Raw genomic sequence first — 16,329 nt, forward strand, 5'->3', positions numbered from 1 at the left:
GCTACCGATACCGGGCCAGCGCAATCTCCAACCCATGGCAGCCTGCGAACCCCGTCTGACGGCAGAGACCGTGGAGAGCCCGTTGCGTTGAGAGGCGCACGGCGGGTTCGGCGAGAGGTCCGGAGAAACGGACCGGGAGCAATCCCGGCACCGCGCTCCGGGCCTACTCAGCGGAGCGGTCGCGGAGGGTGACGATATCGTTCGATTGCAGGGGATGGTTACGACCCTGGGCCCGTCACCGCGCACCTTGACCACCACAGGCATGAGCCCTGTCCGACCTGGCACATACGCTGTCGCGATGGAACTGAGATCCTGAAGGTGGAGGCGGCATGTCTTTGACGTGGCTGGAGACGGAGGGCGGCCCGTTCATCGTGGTTCCACGCACCGCGCTGTCGCACTGGTCGGGAACGGAGGGCGACTACGACCGGGCTTGCGAGGTGATGGATTTCGTTGGAGTCCTCGCACTGCGTGACGGAGCTGAAGCGCTGGTCCTTGGGGACGAACCTCTCTCCACCGCCTACTTTCCTGAGTATCGAGTCCTCGTCCGCTGGTGCTACGCGGAGAGCGAGGATGGTGTCGCCGACTTCATCCGGGCAGGGCTTCCCACCGCCGAGTGGGAGGAAGGACCTGTACTGAGCACCACTGGCGAACTCGTGATGTTCGATGCCGCCTACTTCGGCACCGAGGTCGGGACGCTCACGGACAGCACCGCTCTCGAACTCGCCGCTGGCCGCTACCGGGTGGACTCGGCAAGCATCGAACCCGACCAGCTGACGTCCTTTCGCGTCCACCGATTTGTCGAGCTGGCCTGACCCGACGTTGTAAAGATCCCGGGGCGTCGCTGATGAGGGTCACTGAAGCAGGATCATCTTGCGTAGGAGTTCGAATCCGGCTCGCCCGTAGAGCTGCCTTTTGATCTTCTTGATGCGGTTCACGGCGCCTTCGATACTGCCGGAACTCCAGTCCAAGGTGAGGCCAGCTATCACGGCGTCGAGGTCCCGGAGCAGGTGGAGTGCGAAGCCGGTGAGGCCGGGTAGTTGGCTGGCGTCGACTGCGTCGATCCAGGCAGGGAGCACGGCTCCGAGGCGGCTCGTGAGTATCTCGCCGAAGTCGCGGACATGCCCGGCGGCCGTGTCCAGTTCGGGGCAGCGTGCCAGGACATCCTTCAGGCCGGCCCGGTCTTCCTCGGTCAGGGTCGTGGGGTGCCGGGTGAGCCAGCCGGTCACCTGTCGCACCGTCGGCGGCCGCGGCGGTGCGGCGGACGGGTCCCCGCGCAATGTGGCGATGCGCGCGCGGACCATGCCGTAGGTGACAGGAGCCTGCTCGGCAACCAGCTCGCTGTGCAGTCGGGTGACACTGGTGCATCCCTCGGCGAATCGCCGCTCCAAGTAGGGCTTGTAGGGGTCCAGTCTGCTGGGTCGGGGCCGGTTGTCGCGGATGGTGTCTTGCCAGCGTGCGGCGTTCGCGTATCGGAGCACGGTGTTGAGGCCCCAGCCCAGGTGCCGGGTGATCGCCCGGCGTGAGTGGCCTTGGGCAAGCAGCTCGTGGACCAGGGCATGTGCTGCCTTCTTCCGCTCGGCCCGCCGGCCGACGGGCGCCGAACCGTCCTGCGGCCGACCGGAACCCCCGTCGGTGGCCTCCGGAGGCATGTCGCTGGGCGAAGGATTGCGCAGGCAGTCGCGGTGGGTCGCGACGCAGGTCTCGACGGCTCGGCCGAAGCCTTGCCACAGAGTACTGGTGGGCCGTCGGCGAGGTGCCTGCTGAGCAGGTCCTTTTCCCACGGCCCCCAGCCCGAACGACGCATGCGAGCTTTCCCCGCACGTCGCTCTCCAGTGACTACTCCGTGAGTGCTGGGACGGGTTTCTTGCCATGGATGTCTGCGTGACAACTTCCGCAGACCACAAGGGTTTTGCGGTGTCGCGCGGCCATGAGATCTGCCCATGGCGGCCGGTTGTCCGGTCGTCCGAGGTCCGCGAGTTTGGCGACGTGGTGGGCTTCCACTTCGTCGATCCGCCCGCATGATTCGCACCGTCCGGCGAGGAGCCGGGTGACCAGCTCTTTGCGTTTGGTGTTGACCGGGGCCAGCCGACGGTCGGTGATGACCGTCTTTGTGTTTCGTCGCAGCGGGATCCCGCCGAACCGTCCGACCAGCGGCTTCCTGCCGGTGCGTTCGACGCGGGCCTCGAAGCACTTGCGTGGCCCGTGCGGTGTCTCGATGGTGGCGGCGTACTTGCGGGCCATCGTTGACACCGTCGAGCGGTGCTTGTTGGCGAGCGTCATCAGCATCGAGGTCTCCATGACCCATTGCAGCCGGGCGAGTCGAAAGACGTCGCCGGCCAGCAGGTAGTACTGGACGATGCCGCGGTACTCCGACCCGTAGGTGCTGAGGATGACGTGGTCGTCCTGGTTCAGCAGTTCGGGCCGACGCGCGGGTTTGCCGCGCTCCATGTACTGGGCCTGCTTGGCAGATACCACCGAACGGGGGACACGTAATCTGATGACCCCGTTGACGGACCGTCGTCCACCAGTGACCTTGCGGTCGTTGTGGTGCACGGTGATGTCGTAGCCGAGGAACCTCGCCGCCCCGGTGCGGGCGTGCGTGACGAGAGTCTTCTCCGGCGACAGCTCCAGCCTGAGTTCGTCATGCAGGAACTGCGCCAGCCGTCTCTTGATTTCCTCGGCTTCTGCCTTTGGTCCGGCGAACCCGAGCAGGGTGTCATCGGCGTAACGCACATATCGCAGCCGCCGGTAGCCGGGATCCTGAGTATCCATGCTGGGCATGCTGCGGAGTTGCTTGCGCAGTTGCTGCACCTCGGTGCGGTCACCGCGCTTGCGTGCGCGACGCATCGCATTCCATACCTTGAAGAAGGCTGGGTTTGGCTGTCTGACTCTTCCCCGGGTGTATTCAGGAATCAGAACTCTCTCGACGTACTCGTCCAACTTGTGCAGATAGACATTCGACAAGATCGGTGAAACAACCCCGCCTTGCGGACTCCCGCTGTACGTGGCGTTCCAGACCCAGTCCTCCATGTATCCGGCCTTGAGCATGTTCCGCACCAGCCGCAGGAACCGATTGTCTTGGATCTTTTCGCCCAGGATTCGGAGCATGACCGAATGGTCAAGCCTATCGAAACACTGAGCGATGTCACCCTCGATCAGCCAGGCCGTCCCCGTCCAGGTGTTGGCCACATCGCGTAACGCGGTGTGGCAGCCTCGGCGGGGACGGAAACCGTGAGAGGAGCTGGAGAACGTCGGCTCGTAATACGCCTCCAGAAGCAGACGGATCACCTCGCCAACGAGCTTGTCACTCCAGGGCGGCAGGCCGAGCGGACGCAGCCTCCGGCTGCCCCGCCCTTTCGGGATGTAGACCCTCCGAGCTGGGCTCCACCGGTACCGCTCGTGGCGCAGCGCGTCGATGACGTGCTCGATCTTGCCCAGTGACATGCCGTCCACGGTCTCCCCGGTGACCCCGGGCGTCATCGCTCCTTTGTTGGAGTACAGACGTCCGTAGGCCAGCAGATACAACTGCGGATTGAAGAGCTGTCGATACAGTTCATTGCACGGCAGGCCACGCCTGCCGCGTTCACGGAGGACACCCAGCACCGTTTCGGCGCTCTGCATTACGCATACCTCCCAACCCTTGAGTGTCCGATCACCTGGCCCCCTTCGCCCGATGTGGACGGCTTTCCCGTCCTCCTTGGCCGGTCGTGACTTCGGCGACTACTACGGGGCCTCCGTCGCCGTAGGAAGATCTCTTCCCGTAGGCGATCCCATGTTCGTCCTTGTCGTACGTCCTAGCGTGATGTAGGCGCCCCACTCATTCCCTTGAATGCCCTCGCTGGGCATCGCTCCGCACTCCGGAGGTTGCGTCGACCATTCCATCAAGCCGTCGCAGGGTGCGGCGTCGGTTACGGGCAGCTTTCCGACGGATTCGACCTTCAATCTCCTGGGAATTAGGGTTCAGGCAATTCAGCTTTCACCGTGTCACGCGGGTCCCTCGACGCATCACCTCTACTGCCTGAGAGTGACCGTCGATTTCCTGGCATGCTCTGGTCCCGTCACCGTTTCCGGATTGGGTAAGCCATCAGACCCAAGAATCTCCTTCCGAATTCTTCCCGACTGGGTCGGGGATACGACAAGGCACCTCATGGCGCACTGGAACCGGTCGGCGACCTGCAGAGCATCGGGGGCACCGCGTCGGGCGCCCTCGGCGTAGGCGTCGGCCCGGTCCCGGCAGATGATCTCCACGCCGGGGTGACGGACCAGCCAGGCGGCCAGTGGCCCGGCTTCACGCGTCGGGAGAACATCGACCACGCGATGGTCTTCGACGCTGGTCAAGACGGTGGAGTAGGTCTGGCCGCGACGGATCGCGAAGTCGTCCACGCCCAGCACACGCGGCGTGGTGAACCGTGGATCGGGCAGTGCCATGACCCTGCGTAACAAGGTCATCCGCCCCGCGCCGAATCCCAGCTGGGCAGCCAGCCGGGCGCCGGCCCGCCCGGCCAGCGCGAGCCCCACTCGCTCCAAGGCGTGGTTGAGTCGAGTGGTGAACCGTGCGTGCGGGGCGGCCAGCCTGGAGAGCGGCTCGGCGAACGTCCGGCGTGGGCAGTCCGCCACTCCGCAGATAAAGGGCCGGACCGTCAGCCGGATCACGAAGCCCTGCTCAGCGAGCGGAAGGTCCTTCAGCCTGCGCTGGTACCGGTCGTGGACTCTGTCCGAGAGGCGGCCGCAGTCCGGACATGCAGAGCCAGCCGCGCGGCCTCTCGCCGCCACCTCGACCGTGCCGAACGCGGCCGTAACCGCCTCGACATCCACATCGTCGATCCCGGCGAACACCAGCGAGTCCCAGAACGGTGCATCGGTCTGCATGACCAGCACGATCACCGTCTAGGACTTACCGCGGCAGGGACAACCAAAGATTTGATGGAGCGTCAATTTCGGCTGCCGGGCGGGTAGGCGTACGCGGTCTCAATCGACCCGTCCCCTTGCAATCGAACACCAAGGTGACGCTCCGCGACCGCTCCCCAAGATCTGTGCCAGAACCGAGTTGAGACAGCGTTTGTAGGCGAGTCTGGGAGGCACCCACGTGATCGGGGCGAATCGAACTGTTCACGAGATTCGACGCGCCTGCGTGTAGCGGGTGCTTCCCGGATCGTTCAGCGAGGCGTACCGACGGCGCGGGAGATCACCGCGTCGAAGACGCGGTCAGGCAAGATGCGGCGCAGGGCGATGAGGGGGCGGGCGCCGAAGCCGGTGGCGTAGCGGGTTTTGGGGCGGCGGGCGGTGGCGGCTTTGGCGATGGCGTCGGCGATGACGGTGGGCGGGGAGTTGCGCTTGGCGTTGGCCTCGGAACGCAGGGAGGAGGCCACGGCGGTGGCCTGAGCGGCGTAGGGGCCGCTACTGGAGGACTTCTCCAGTTTGTCGGCGGCGATGGCGCCCCATTCGGTGGCGATACCGCCGGGTTCGATGACGACGACGTCGATGCCGAAGGGCTTCGCCTCCAGGCGCAGGCAGTCGCTGAGGGCTTCGAGGGCGAACTTGGTGCCGTGGTACCAACCGCCGAGCGGGGTGTAGATCTTGCCGCCCATCGAGGTCACGTTGACGACTGTGCCGGAGTGCTGGGCGCGCATGTGGGGCAGGACGAGCTGGGTCAGGCGCAGGGCGCCGAAGACGTTGACCTCGAACTGGTAGCGGGCCTCGTCCAGGGGGACGTCCTCGATGGCGCCGTAGGAGCCGTAGCCGGCGTTGTTGACCAGGACGTCGATGCGGCCGGTCTCGGCGGTGATGCGGTCGACGCCGGCTTGCATGGAGGCGTCGTCGGTGACGTCCATGGCCAGCGGGCGGATGCCGCGTTCGGCGAGCGTGTGGAGGCGGTGGGTGCGGCGGGCGGCGCCGTAGACGGTGTAGCCGAGTTCCTGGAGCTTGAGGGCGGTGGCCTCACCAATGCCGGAGGAGGCACCGGTGACGAGAGCGGTCTTGGCGGGCATGGCTGGTCCTCACGACTAAGATGAACTGTGGTTCACACGCTATCGTGAACTGTTGTTCATGTTTGTGCAAGTGGAAGAGCAGGGAGCCTCATGACCCAGGGCAGGGCGCCGCGCGCCGACGCGGTCCGCAACCGGAGGAAGATCCTCACCGCCGCCGGCGAGCAGATCACCGCGCACGGGCCCGACGTCGGGATGGACGAGATCGCCGCCGCTGCGGGCGTGGCCGTGGGCACCCTGTACCGACACTTCCCCGCCAAGACCGACCTGGTCGCGGCCGTTGTCGCCGAGTACGTCGCCCGCGTCGCGGATGACGCCGAGGCCGCACTCGGGCGCGTCAGCACCGGCACCCGCGCCCTGGACGAGCTGACCGCGTTCCTCGGCCGCGTCATCGAGGCGTCCGTGACCGACCGCGCTGTCAAGGCCGCCGCCCAGGCCCTCGGCGCGGAGCCGGGCGACCGAACCGCCGAGGACCGCGCGGGTGCCGCCGTCGCCGCCCTCATCCACGCAGGCCAGGTCGACGGCGACATCCACTCCGACGTCACCGTCAACGACATCTACCTGCTGTTCTCCACCGCCCCCACCGACCAGCCCCCCGTCGCCCGCGCCCGCTGGCTCACCCTCGTTGTTCCGGGACTGACCACCCAGGCCCGTCCTTCAGACAGCTGAGGACTGGGATGCGCCGGCACCCGGGACTCGCCCGGCAGCAGGACGTCAGCAAGCCACCCAGGTGCTGTCATTTCCCGTGAACATCGAGCACCCCCGTGCTGAGACGCTGCTCAGATTCGTGTACATCCCCTGCTCGGGGTCACCCGCCAAGCCGCCTTCCGGCGTTTCGGCAAGGACAAGACAGTGCACATGACCAGAGCCGCGGAACGCGTCTGCTCGGCAACGGTCTGGCCGGTGACCGGCCTTGTCGGCGCATTCGGGGGCTTCAGTGAGACCGAGCCATTCGTCCGGCGCGTCGGCGACCACACGGCCGTCGACATTCCACTGCGTTACAAGGCCGGCGACATGATGGCTTGAGCCGCGTTCTGACATGGACTCAAGATCGCCGGAATCGTCATCCTGCCGCCCGAGACCAGGCGAGACCGTCGGCGGCGGCCGACTCCTTCAGCCATCGCCGTCCACACCGGTGGAACGTGTGCGTCAGGTGATGCAACGACGGGCGGCTTGATCACGACTGACCGCGGCATGCGGATCGGCCTTCGACTGTGTGGGTCACTTCGAGCGGCTCGGTCCCTGTCACCGCAAGGGTGAGTCGGCGGTGGGCGTCAGCACGGACTCGGCGACATCGACGATCTGGCTGATGTCGAAGCCTTCCATGTCGGTGCGGAACTCGGCGCTGGCCAGGTACGCCTGTAGCCGCTCCTGCACGTCGTCGGCGTCCCGGTAGGACACGAGGGCGTACAGCTGGGGCGCCTCAATCCCGGGGGCCGCGGGCACTGTCCAGACGCCGTGTGTGGTGATCCGGTGCTTGGCCAGACCGGGAATGTGCTTGGCCCAGATGTTCTCGTAGGCGATGAGCGCCTCAGGGCTGCACAGTGTGTAGACACGAAGTTGGTACTGGGACATGAACTCTCTTTCCTTCTCTTTTGCGGCCGGGACAAAGATCCTCATCCGCACGGCGGTTGGGAGGCTTCTCTCAGCTTTTCGCGAACAGGTTCGCCAGCTCGAGGTTCCAGTCGATGTGTCCGGACTCGGTACCCCGTGGCACCAGCGCCTCCGTGTTCTCCAGGAAGGCCCTGACGTCCTCCTGCACGGGAATCTCGAGCAAGGCGGTGCCCGCTGGAGACCTGAGGACGAGGTACATCGCCTGGTCACCACGGCCGACGGCCGGCCAGATCCGGATGTCCCCACAGCCTGCGGAACCCCTCAGGCCATCGGCCAGAAGATCACGCCCCAGGACCCATTCGGCCGGCTCGTCAGTGTCGGTGAAAAAGGTGGCACGGACGACGTAGGGATCAGTGGGCTCGTAACGCAGGCTTATGCACATGGACAGCGAGTAGGTGCGCGAGATGACAAGCTGCACGGCCACCCTCTGCGTCACAGTCTTCGAAGGCTCCATCGACTTTCACTCCAAGGTGTCTCTGCCTCGGCTGCGCCCCCGCCGGACCGCCGCCGGACTGGGAGCGAAGAGGCAACGAGGGAGAGGCGATACAGCAAGGCCCGGGCGCCGGGCGCCTGGGCGGCGGTCACCGACCGCTGATCTCATCCCGGCAGTCGTGGTGCCAGCCATGGGTCTCGTCCCAGGAGTAGCCCAGTTCGATCAGGTAGCCGACACCGTGCTCCCAGCGGTAGTCGCCGGCGTTGACGCTGACGGCCGGGTGCTGGACGTGCACGGATGCAGAAGTCGCGGCCGAAGCGGTGCCCCCGGCACCGAGAACGGCGACACCCGCGACCGCCACGGAGGAAGCGGCGACGGCAACGCGCCTCGTGAGCTTGTTCATGGTCTTTCCTTCCCGATTGGTGCGATCTGCATCAATCGGCTGCATGCAGGCGATGTGTGGTGCCTGGCGTGGTCCGAGCAAAATCTTCCATACGGCGTACGGAAGTACCTTCCCAGGAGTACCATACGACGTATGGAACTGTCGAGGCGGCGAAAATGGCCCGCACGGCCGGCAGCGGCATGAACAGCTCGACGTCCTCGTCCAGACCGCGTCGGCCGCCTGCCCGAAGTCCGCCTGGCCGTCGACAAGATGCTCACCTGCACCGACCATCTCGGGTACAGGACCGAGGAGATCGGTCGCACCGGCGAGCAACTAGGCAGCTATTCCCGGGCGTTCACCCACCCTTTCCTCATCAGCGCGGCCTTCGGACTCGAGCACGCCGTGGGCTGAGCTGTCGCCCCCGGGGACGAGCTGCCCAGGATCTCCGTCTCGAAATGAGGGGGTGAGACAACGGAGGGAGTGGTGGGGATGCAGACCGTTGTGGATCTCACGCGCTGCCAGGGCTATGCGCAGCGTGTGTTCCTCGCAGCGGAGGTGTTCGAGTTGCCCGGGGAAGAGGGGCTGCTGTGCGCCACTACCGTCCCCGACGAGCAGGTCGAGCGTGTGCGCCAGGCCGCGGCGGCGCGTCCGGTGCAGGTGATCCTCCTTGGTGAGGAGGTGAGCGACGGTGCCCGGCGACCTCAAGGACGGCCGTATCGTCATCGCCGGCGCCTCCCTGGCGGGGTTGAGGGCTGCCGAGGCGCTGCGTGAGGAGGGCTTCACCGGCTCACTGACCGTGGTCAGGGGCGAACCGCCCCCTCCCTACGACCAGCCGCCGTCGTCCAAGCGAGTACTGCTCGGTCAGGCGAGGGCGGACACCACCAGGCTGGCCGAGGACACCCCCGCGGTGGGTATTGGTGTGTCTCGTGAGACACATATCAGCCTGGAGAACCCGGGCTGCGGTGCCCGAGACGACGGAGATCGGCGGAGCGGCTGCCGGCGGGCTGGAGGTCCGCGTACGGGTGCAGCCGGGCCCCGGCGGTGCCGTCGGCGAGCGTTCGCTGCGGCGCTGCGGGTTGGGCTGGAGTGGGCGCGGGCGTGGTACGGCCGAGCAGGTCCAGGGCGGCCTGGGGGCCGTGGTCGCGGCGGGCGGCGGCGACTTCTTCCAGGTCCCACACCATCTCGCGGACGACGGTGCGGCGTGGGCCGCGGGCTTCGACGGTGCCGCGCACCAGGAGCATCCCGGAGTGGAACACGGTGTGCGCGCAGGCGTCGTGGCTGTCTTCGAAGAAGGCGATGTCGACCAGTCCGGAGCCGTCTTCGAGGGTGACGAAGATGACCCGGATGCCGGACGGGATCGGTGTGGTCTGCGTGGATGCCCGTACCCCGGCCACCAGCACCTTCTGCCCGGGATGCAGGTTGCGCAGGTGGGCGGCGTCGGTGGCATCCAGCTCACGCAGCAGCCGGTGATGGTGCTCCATCAGGTGATGGGAGACGTCGATGGACAGGACGTCCAGCTCGGCACCCAGCTTGTCGCGGCTGGTCATCTCGGGCAGCCCGCTGGGGCCGCCGGTGACCAGTTCGCCGCCCAGGGGGAGCTGCCCGTCGGTGGCGGCGCGGGGGCGGACCTGCCGGTGCAGCTCGGTGGCCTGCAGCAGCAGATCCCGCCGGGTCAGATCCGTGGCGAGGGCGTCGACGGCGCCGACCCGGATCAACCGCTGCGCGAGGGGCAGGGAGGGTCTCGCCCGCTGCCACAGGTCCTGGAGCAGCGAGGTGTAGGGCTGGCCGGCCGCCAGGCGGGCGACTTCGTGCTCGCTGATGCCCTTGACCGTGGGCAGGGCCAGTCGCACGCCCCAGCCCTGCGGGGTCTGTTCGGCGCTGTGCCGCGCCCGGGAGTGGTTGACGTCGACGTTCAGGACCGCGACGCCGTGGCGGCGGGCGTCGGCGACGATGACCCGGCGCGGCCACATGCCGGGATCGTGCTCCAGCAACCCCGCGTACAGGGTGGCGGGGTGATGCGCTTTCAGGAAGGCGGACTGGAGGGCGGGGACGGCGAAGGCGACCGCATGCGCGGGGCAGAAGCCTTCTCCGAACTACTGCTGGATTCCTCTTTCGATGGGTAGAGATGCTGGTAGCGGGGCAGTTGCGGGTGCTCGGGGGCGGGTGCTGGGTAGTGGTGCTGAGGGCACGGCCGGGCCGTGATGAGGGTGAGCAAGCGGTGGTCCACCGCCTGGCGTCGGCCAGAAGGGCGCCGAAGGTTGTGGTGGAGCGCTGCCGGATGGTGGAGCTGAGCTGGGGCGGCTGGCTGGTCCCGCAGATAGCCGACGAGCTGCGGTGCAGTCAGAAGACGGTGCGCCGCTGGCTGCACCGCTTCAACCGCTGTGGGCTGGAGGGACTGGAGGATCTGGGCGGGCAGGGACGCAAGCGAAGGATCACCGAGGCCGAGCGCTCGAGGATCGTCGGCCTGGTCAGGCTGACGCCGCCGGGTCGGCTGGAGGTGCAGCCGTCGAACGAGATGTGGGCCGCGGACGAGTCAGGGCCCTCGGAGTGGACTTTGGACACACTGGCTGCCACGGCCCGGGACCTGGGCATCGAGGTCAGCCGCTCCCAGGTACGTCGGATCCTGCTGGCCGAGGGGGTGCGCTGGCGGCGCACGCGCTCGTGGACCCGCTCGAGAGATGTGGACTTCGAGGGAAAAGGACGCGGATCGTCGAGCTCTACACCAGCCCGCCCGACGGCGCGACGGTGGTCTGCGCCGACGAACTCGGCCCGGTGATCCCACGCACCTTCCCGCCGGCACCGGGCTGGTCACCGGACGGACACCGCATCAAAAACGAGCTCGACTACTCCCGCGGACCGGAGAAAACCTGGGTCTACGGCGCCTTACGCGTCCGGGACGGCCACGAGGTCACGATGACGGCCACCTCCCGTAACAGTGCCTTCTACCAGCAGTTCCTCCAGCTGGTCGAGGACGCCAACCCCGTCGGGGACATCTACGTGATCACCGACAATCTGTCCTCCCACAACAGCATGTCCACCCGAACCTGGCTTGAGGAACATCCCCGCATCCAGCATGTGTTCATACCGGTCGGCGCCTGCTGGCTCAACCTCCAAGAGGGCTGGTGGCGCATCTTCCGCAAGACCGCCCTGGCCGGACGCTCCTTCGGCGACCGCGACCACATCACCCACGCCACCGAAGTGGCCACAGCCCAGCTCAACACCCGCGCCCGACCCTGGATCTGGGGCAGACCCGCACCACCCACCAGGCGTTTACGCCGCCGCTATGTGTACTTCCTTTGAGGAATCCAGCACTACTGAGCTTGAATGCGTGATGTCGTCGCAAGGAGGCGGCCCGGTCGGTCCGGGGCCGCCTCCTTGCGTGCGGTGCTGCGGTCGTTGTCGGCGTGGCCTATGCGTCGAGGGACTTCGCGGCCTCACGGATCACATCGAGGACGAAGTCAGGATGCGAGAGCATGGGAACGTGGCTGCTGTCCACGGGACGGATTTTGGCGCCCATGCGCTCGGCGGCGGACCGCTCCAGGTCGGGGTGCACGGTGTGGTCGTTGTTGGCGACGATGTACCAGCTTGGCTTTGTCCGCCAGGCGGTGCCGGGAACCTGCTGGTTGAACAGGTCCGCCACTGGCACAGCGCCCGTCGCCAGGACGAGCTTCTGCTCCGCTTCCGGGAGGTCGCCGCAGAAGTGTGGGACGCCCGAGGGCTTGAGCCACACGCGGCCGTCAGCGACGTCCACGTGCTCGAAGATGGGCGTGCGGGGGAATTTGTCCTGCTGTTCCTGCGACGTCTCGTCCTCGTCCGGGGCGAGCGCGGCGATGTACACCAGAGCGCCGACGCGGTCGTGGGTGCCCGCTTTGGTGATCAGGGTCCCACCGTAGGAGTGACCGACTAGCACGATCGGGCCGGGGACGTGGTTGAGCGTGAAGTTGACGCACGCGACGTCGCTTTCGAGCGAGTCGAGGCCGTGCTGTGAGGCGAAAACCTCGTGCCCTTCAGCCTGGAGCGTGGGGATGAGCTTGTTGAAGCACGACCCATCCGCCCAGAGTCCGTGGGCGAAGACAATGCTGGGCTTGCCCGCCATGGCATTTCCTCCTACGGAGAGGTCAAATATGTGACATTGCACCACATTGCACGTTCAGTGGCCTTATTATGCGTAACGGTCAGGCGTGTTGCCCAATCCCAATCGCTTGGCCTACACAACCGTGTTCTCCGGAGCTGATGGCTCTGTCAGTGCGTGGTTCTATCCTCCGCGGAAGGCCACGGACGGAATGGGAGTCACTGCTGTGCAGATCGCAGGGATTGAGCTGTATGTGAATCACCCAGTCATGGCTCTCGGTTCGACCGAGTGGATCCCAACGACGTTGGCTCTCAACGGCGAGCCTGCTGCCGCCTGCGACACGCATGTCATCGTGCGGGTCCAGAGAAAGGGGGCAGTCGATTCTCATACTGGCCGTACTCTGACGTCGGCGAACTGCTGCATATCGCCTACCGCGGGCGTGCCGCGCGCACAGCACGGAGCAATGTGTCACAGGCCAGCCCAAATCTCTCGGAATCTACTTTGAGCCGCCCGGTTTTGATCCAGCGTTTCTCTACCTCCGTCGTGACTTCCCGCGTTGCCGGGCCGCAGCAGAGCGGCGACCGGCTCTCCGCTGCCGCCCCGGCCGTGGTCGACGAACGCCATCAGCGGGTGGTGTCCCTAGCCAACGTCCACCCCGGCGGAACGAATACGGCGAGACCTCCACCAACCCCAGACCGTGTGGCCCACCAGAGTGACCGCAACGGCAACAGCCGTGAACCGAACGGTGGTCCAGGTACCCAGAACAACCTGACTCGGCCCGCGCGACTCCGTCTCCAGACGCATGGAAGTCTCATAAAAAGCCACCAGGGGAATAAGCAGCCGGAAGAGCAGGCCGCCGATGCCCGGCACCTGCGCGAGGTTCCCCAGGAGTCCAAGGGGTGCTCCGAAGAAGAATGCCAGCACACCCCAGAGGGCAGTTCCGGATGATCCCGCACCTGAGGAATCCAGTCCACCCAGGGAGGCCAAGCTTCCCTTAGTCAGGTAGTAGGCCACGACACCGATAGCCAGCCCCAGAGGCGCGAGAACAACCGATTCGATTTTGGACCGGCGGAAATAACCCACCAGAAACGCGTAACAGGCCCACGGCCACCCACCGGTGAAAACGGCGCCCACGGCCGCGCCTGGACCGCCACCCCAATGCTCAGCGGTAGGCCCTATCAGGCCAAGCAACAAGCCAAGCCCGAGTGGCACCGCAAACGACGCGGCCCGAGCACCCCAAAAGTTCACTCTCTCCCCTTCCGGCCCTAATGCGCCATTACTCCGGGCGCGTGTGCGCCCGGAGTAATGGCCCACCCGAGGGAGATCAACCCTCATCACGGCGGACACATTTATGCATTATCGTAATATGCGTAGCAGGTATATGCCGCACCTTGTGTGCTGTTGGCGTAGGAAGTCTGCCCCTTCGCCACCCAGCCACTTGAATGGTCGATGTTGCGTGGAACGCCAAGGAAGACCTCCTGGACCTGCTCGCCACCGCCCGGACCCGCCCAGACCGGGAACAGGTCCGCGATCTGCTGTACCGGTTCTACCGCCGATGCGCCGACGCCGACCTTCCCGAACTGCAGCGCCTGGCCACAACCGTCGAGACATGGTGGCCAGAGATCCTTGCGTTCCTGCACACTGGGATCACCAACGCCGGCTCCGAAGGCACCAACCGGGTCATCAAGACCATCGCCCGCGACGCCTACGGCTTCCGCAACCCCGGCAACCAGCGCTTACGCACCCGCTGCGCGACCACCCGTCGAGCCCGTGGACACCTCGATGCCCGCTAATTTCGTTGAGCCCGCACCCTGCAATCGTGTTGGCTAGCGGCACCGAACTGTCAGTACCGCAAGTGTCCGCTTGGCTGTAGCAGGGAGTTAAACGTGCAGGACATTGTTGTCGACCCCGTTGCCCACAATCGGGCAGCCTGGGACAAGTGTGTCCAAGAGGGCAACGAGTGGTCGAGGCCGGTGAGTGCTGAGGATGTCGAGCGCGCCCGCATGGGCGACTGGTCGATTGTTCTCATCGGGCGTGAGCCAGTCGACCGCTCCTGGCTGCCGACGGACCTGACCGGCAAGGACGTGTTGTGCCTGGCCTCCGGCGGTGGCCAGCAGGGTCCGATCCTCGCCGCCGCAGGGGCGCGGGTCACCGTATTCGACAACTCACCCCGCCAGCTCGGCCAGGACCAGATGGTGGCGGCGCGCGACGGACTCGAGCTGCGCACCGTCCTAGGCGACATGCGCGACCTCAGCGCCTTCGGCGACGCAACATTCGACGTCGTATTCCATCCGGTCTCTAACGTATTCGTACCAGACTTGGCACCGGTGTGGCGTGAGTGCTTCCGCGTCCTGCGACCGGGCGGAACTCTGCTCGTGGGCTTCCTCAACCCTGATGTGTACTTGTTCGACCACGAGGCACTCGACGAGCGCGGCGAGCTGATCGTCGTGCACAAGCTGCCCTACAGCGATGTCACGCAGTACTCCGCCGAGGAACGCGCCACGAAGTTCGGCGCGGATGCCCCTCTTGAATACAGCCACACCCTCACCGACCAGATCGGCGGGCAACTCGCCGCGGGGTTCGTCCTCACCGGCTTCGCGGAAGCGCCGCACCAATCCAACGCATCCGCTCAATACATGTCGCACTATTTTGCGACGCTGGCGGTCAAGCCGGGCTGACCCAGCCGCGGGGCCGGCCGAGACGGCCGTGTCTCCGAATGGCCAAGTGGAGCGCTGTGCCAGCCCGACCCCCTCTAGTAACTCCGCAGCCTGGGGCCTCGAGCGCCTACGGAACCGAGCGCTGACGCTGGCCTCGTCACCGCGCGGCGACCTCTCCGGCCCCGGCGGCCTCGCTGGCCGGGGCGCTGCCGTGCGCCGCTACCGCCGCCACTAGCGCTCCGGCGCTTGCCGTCCCCGCCGCGAGCGCGAACACCGCGTCTGTGCCCGCTTGGTCGAGCAGCGCCCCGGCGAAAGCCGAACCAGCGGCGAGGCCCACGTTGTAGGAGGTGCTGACCCACGTTCCCGCCTCCAACTGCGCGTCCGTCGGAACCGTTGAGTCCAGCAGCAGGAAGGACGTGATCAGCAGGGTGTCCGAGCAGACCCCGAGGCTGAGCAGCGCGAACGCCGCGACCGGCACCGCCGTGATCAGCGCCGGCAGGGCGAGGCAGACTGTGGCCGAGGCGGCCAGCAGCGCCAGCCGCGACGCGGGCGTGAGTCGCCACGCGTGGCGCCCGTAGGCCAGGCCGCCGAGAGCTCCGCCGACGGAGCAGAGCGCCAGCAGCCAGCCGGTGACACCCGCGCCCCAGGAGGCGACGGCGGCGATCTCCTCCACCGCGAGCGCGCACCCGGAGCTGAGGACGACCAGCAGAACGGCCGCGAAACCCGGTACGCGCAGGGGGCCCCAGGGTGACCGCGCGGTCGCGTTTCCGGCGGTCGGCTGCAGCTCGATCGCGGACCGGCGCAGCGCGGCGCCGAGCGCGCCGAAGCCGACGAGCACCAGAGCGACGCAGGAGGCCAGTGCCGACGGAGCCGAGGTGTCGCTGATCAGGACCCCGCCGACGGCCGGGCCGAGGGCGAAGACCGTCGACTCCGAGACGGTGTCCAGACTGAGCGCGCGCTGCCGCTGGGCCGGGTCGGTCGCCAACCGGCCCCACAGGGTGCGCATCAGCGGTCCCACCGGCGGCGGGACCGCCCCGGCGGCGGCGGCCAGGGCGATGGCTAGTGCTGTGACCGCAAAGGTTCACCGGCCTGGGGAGTGTGCCTCCTTTGACTGAGCAGACGTTCAGGAACACTCGCGCAAGGGAGCTGTCGCAGGAAGGCAGCGCATCACACGCCGGCGGATGAGC

General features: G+C 66.8%; 19 protein-coding genes and 2 pseudogenes. 10 read left to right on the top strand and 11 right to left on the bottom strand.

Going from position 1 to position 16,329, the window contains the following annotated elements; genetic code table 11:
• The first annotated feature begins 329 nt into the window (after window positions 1-329).
• Window positions 330-812 carry an Imm21 family immunity protein gene (locus ACFVWD_RS53360; RefSeq protein WP_389606012.1) on the top strand — a complete coding sequence of 161 codons (483 nt, stop codon included), beginning with the start codon at window positions 330-332 and terminating at the stop codon, window positions 810-812.
• A gap of 39 nt (window positions 813-851) precedes the next feature.
• Here the strand turns inward: ACFVWD_RS53360 and ACFVWD_RS53365 are convergent, their stop codons facing one another.
• The 4 genes from ACFVWD_RS53365 to ACFVWD_RS53380 all read right to left on the bottom strand — a co-directional run bounded on the left by ACFVWD_RS53365 (window position 852) and on the right by ACFVWD_RS53380 (window position 5,987).
• Window positions 852-1,649, bottom strand: coding sequence for a transposase (locus tag ACFVWD_RS53365; RefSeq protein WP_389606014.1), 798 nt, complete (start codon window positions 1,647-1,649; stop codon window positions 852-854).
• 187 nt (window positions 1,650-1,836) lie between these two features.
• Window positions 1,837-3,621, bottom strand: a complete 1,785-nt coding sequence (locus tag ACFVWD_RS53370; protein WP_389606016.1) for a reverse transcriptase domain-containing protein — start codon at window positions 3,619-3,621, stop codon at window positions 1,837-1,839.
• Window positions 3,622-4,011: 390 nt separating this feature from the next.
• The gene (locus ACFVWD_RS53375) at window positions 4,012-4,884 is read right to left on the bottom strand and encodes an ISL3 family transposase (protein WP_389606017.1); all 873 of its coding nucleotides are present in this window, start codon (window positions 4,882-4,884) and stop codon (window positions 4,012-4,014) included.
• Window positions 4,885-5,156: 272 nt separating this feature from the next.
• Complete coding sequence (locus ACFVWD_RS53380) at window positions 5,157-5,987, bottom strand: oxidoreductase (protein ID WP_389606019.1); 831 nt, start codon at window positions 5,985-5,987, stop codon at window positions 5,157-5,159.
• A 90-nt stretch (window positions 5,988-6,077) separates the two neighbouring features.
• On the opposite strand from ACFVWD_RS53380, the gene ACFVWD_RS53385 reads away from it, so the two are divergent.
• Both ACFVWD_RS53385 and ACFVWD_RS53390 read left to right on the top strand, forming a co-directional pair.
• Window positions 6,078-6,653, top strand: a complete 576-nt coding sequence (locus ACFVWD_RS53385; protein ID WP_389606021.1) for a TetR/AcrR family transcriptional regulator — start codon at window positions 6,078-6,080, stop codon at window positions 6,651-6,653.
• 189 nt (window positions 6,654-6,842) lie between these two features.
• The gene (locus ACFVWD_RS53390) at window positions 6,843-7,010 is read left to right on the top strand and encodes a hypothetical protein (RefSeq protein ID WP_389606023.1); all 168 of its coding nucleotides are present in this window, start codon (window positions 6,843-6,845) and stop codon (window positions 7,008-7,010) included.
• Between the two features lie 219 nt (window positions 7,011-7,229).
• Here the strand turns inward: ACFVWD_RS53390 and ACFVWD_RS53395 are convergent, their stop codons facing one another.
• From ACFVWD_RS53395 to ACFVWD_RS53405, 3 genes are all read right to left on the bottom strand, one after another.
• Entirely contained in the window at window positions 7,230-7,559 is a 330-nt protein-coding gene (locus ACFVWD_RS53395) for an NIPSNAP family protein (protein ID WP_389606025.1), read from the bottom strand.
• A gap of 70 nt (window positions 7,560-7,629) precedes the next feature.
• A complete protein-coding gene (locus ACFVWD_RS53400) occupies window positions 7,630-8,016 on the bottom strand; it encodes an SsgA family sporulation/cell division regulator (protein ID WP_389606026.1) in 387 nt (128 codons plus the stop codon).
• 163 nt (window positions 8,017-8,179) lie between these two features.
• The gene (locus ACFVWD_RS53405) at window positions 8,180-8,434 is read right to left on the bottom strand and encodes a hypothetical protein (protein ID WP_389606027.1); all 255 of its coding nucleotides are present in this window, start codon (window positions 8,432-8,434) and stop codon (window positions 8,180-8,182) included.
• 249 nt (window positions 8,435-8,683) lie between these two features.
• On the opposite strand from ACFVWD_RS53405, the gene ACFVWD_RS53410 reads away from it, so the two are divergent.
• From ACFVWD_RS53410 to ACFVWD_RS53420, 3 genes and pseudogenes are all read left to right on the top strand, one after another.
• Window positions 8,684-8,824, top strand: a complete 141-nt coding sequence (locus ACFVWD_RS53410) for a hypothetical protein (RefSeq protein ID WP_389606029.1) — start codon at window positions 8,684-8,686, stop codon at window positions 8,822-8,824.
• A 78-nt stretch (window positions 8,825-8,902) separates the two neighbouring features.
• Window positions 8,903-9,184, top strand: a complete 282-nt coding sequence (locus ACFVWD_RS53415; RefSeq protein WP_389606030.1) for a ferredoxin — start codon at window positions 8,903-8,905, stop codon at window positions 9,182-9,184.
• A pseudogene (locus ACFVWD_RS53420) lies at window positions 9,102-9,302 on the top strand (FAD-dependent oxidoreductase); the annotation flags it as partial. The gene ACFVWD_RS53415 and the pseudogene ACFVWD_RS53420, both read left to right, overlap by 83 nt.
• 49 nt (window positions 9,303-9,351) lie before the next feature.
• Here ACFVWD_RS53420 and ACFVWD_RS53425 read toward each other — a convergent pair.
• A pseudogene (locus ACFVWD_RS53425) lies at window positions 9,352-10,497 on the bottom strand (DNA polymerase III subunit alpha); the annotation flags it as partial.
• Window positions 10,498-10,538: 41 nt separating this feature from the next.
• Between ACFVWD_RS53425 and ACFVWD_RS53430 the strand changes: the two are divergent.
• Window positions 10,539-11,189, top strand: a complete 651-nt coding sequence (locus ACFVWD_RS53430; RefSeq protein ID WP_389606032.1) for a helix-turn-helix domain-containing protein — start codon at window positions 10,539-10,541, stop codon at window positions 11,187-11,189.
• Window positions 11,159-11,713 carry a transposase gene (locus tag ACFVWD_RS53435; protein ID WP_389606034.1) on the top strand — a complete coding sequence of 185 codons (555 nt, stop codon included), beginning with the start codon at window positions 11,159-11,161 and terminating at the stop codon, window positions 11,711-11,713. Before ACFVWD_RS53430 ends, ACFVWD_RS53435 begins: the two co-directional genes overlap by 31 nt.
• A gap of 109 nt (window positions 11,714-11,822) precedes the next feature.
• On the opposite strand, the gene ACFVWD_RS53440 is transcribed toward ACFVWD_RS53435, so the two are convergent.
• Both ACFVWD_RS53440 and ACFVWD_RS53445 read right to left on the bottom strand, forming a co-directional pair.
• Window positions 11,823-12,509 (bottom strand): alpha/beta hydrolase, encoded by a 687-nt coding sequence (locus tag ACFVWD_RS53440; protein WP_389606036.1) that lies wholly within the window; start codon window positions 12,507-12,509, stop codon window positions 11,823-11,825.
• Window positions 12,510-13,124: 615 nt separating this feature from the next.
• The gene (locus tag ACFVWD_RS53445) at window positions 13,125-13,619 is read right to left on the bottom strand and encodes a hypothetical protein (RefSeq protein ID WP_389606037.1); all 495 of its coding nucleotides are present in this window, start codon (window positions 13,617-13,619) and stop codon (window positions 13,125-13,127) included.
• 308 nt (window positions 13,620-13,927) lie between these two features.
• On the opposite strand from ACFVWD_RS53445, the gene ACFVWD_RS53450 reads away from it, so the two are divergent.
• Window positions 13,928-14,278, top strand: a complete 351-nt coding sequence (locus tag ACFVWD_RS53450; RefSeq protein WP_389606039.1) for a transposase — start codon at window positions 13,928-13,930, stop codon at window positions 14,276-14,278.
• Between the two features lie 93 nt (window positions 14,279-14,371).
• The gene (locus ACFVWD_RS53455) at window positions 14,372-15,163 is read left to right on the top strand and encodes a class I SAM-dependent methyltransferase (RefSeq protein WP_389606041.1); all 792 of its coding nucleotides are present in this window, start codon (window positions 14,372-14,374) and stop codon (window positions 15,161-15,163) included.
• Window positions 15,164-15,299: 136 nt separating this feature from the next.
• On the opposite strand, the gene ACFVWD_RS53460 is transcribed toward ACFVWD_RS53455, so the two are convergent.
• Window positions 15,300-16,148: a hypothetical protein gene (locus tag ACFVWD_RS53460; RefSeq protein ID WP_389606043.1), complete on the bottom strand. Its 849-nt coding sequence runs from the start codon at window positions 16,146-16,148 to the stop codon at window positions 15,300-15,302.
• Between the last annotated feature and the right edge of the window lie 181 nt (window positions 16,149-16,329).

Origin of the sequence: Streptomyces sp. NPDC058086, assembly GCF_042885015.1 — a bacterium.
GTDB lineage: Bacteria > Actinomycetota > Actinomycetes > Streptomycetales > Streptomycetaceae > Streptomyces.

Coding starts and splice junctions, on each gene's coding strand:
- ACFVWD_RS53380 (WP_389606019.1), bottom strand. CDS start 5,987: ATGCCCGCCAAGACCGCTCTCGTCACCGGTGCCTCCTCCGGCATTGGT.
- ACFVWD_RS53385 (WP_389606021.1), top strand. CDS start 6,078: ATGACCCAGGGCAGGGCGCCGCGCGCCGACGCGGTCCGCAACCGGAGG.
- ACFVWD_RS53405 (WP_389606027.1), bottom strand. CDS start 8,434: ATGAACAAGCTCACGAGGCGCGTTGCCGTCGCCGCTTCCTCCGTGGCG.
- ACFVWD_RS53410 (WP_389606029.1), top strand. CDS start 8,684: ATGCTCACCTGCACCGACCATCTCGGGTACAGGACCGAGGAGATCGGT.
- ACFVWD_RS53395 (WP_389606025.1), bottom strand. CDS start 7,559: ATGTCCCAGTACCAACTTCGTGTCTACACACTGTGCAGCCCTGAGGCG.
- ACFVWD_RS53430 (WP_389606032.1), top strand. CDS start 10,539: ATGCTGGTAGCGGGGCAGTTGCGGGTGCTCGGGGGCGGGTGCTGGGTA.
- ACFVWD_RS53415 (WP_389606030.1), top strand. CDS start 8,903: ATGCAGACCGTTGTGGATCTCACGCGCTGCCAGGGCTATGCGCAGCGT.
- ACFVWD_RS53460 (WP_389606043.1), bottom strand. CDS start 16,148: ATGCGCACCCTGTGGGGCCGGTTGGCGACCGACCCGGCCCAGCGGCAG.
- ACFVWD_RS53365 (WP_389606014.1), bottom strand. CDS start 1,649: ATGCCTCCGGAGGCCACCGACGGGGGTTCCGGTCGGCCGCAGGACGGT.
- ACFVWD_RS53440 (WP_389606036.1), bottom strand. CDS start 12,509: ATGGCGGGCAAGCCCAGCATTGTCTTCGCCCACGGACTCTGGGCGGAT.
- ACFVWD_RS53370 (WP_389606016.1), bottom strand. CDS start 3,621: ATGCAGAGCGCCGAAACGGTGCTGGGTGTCCTCCGTGAACGCGGCAGG.
- ACFVWD_RS53450 (WP_389606039.1), top strand. CDS start 13,928: ATGGTCGATGTTGCGTGGAACGCCAAGGAAGACCTCCTGGACCTGCTC.
- ACFVWD_RS53390 (WP_389606023.1), top strand. CDS start 6,843: ATGACCAGAGCCGCGGAACGCGTCTGCTCGGCAACGGTCTGGCCGGTG.
- ACFVWD_RS53360 (WP_389606012.1), top strand. CDS start 330: ATGTCTTTGACGTGGCTGGAGACGGAGGGCGGCCCGTTCATCGTGGTT.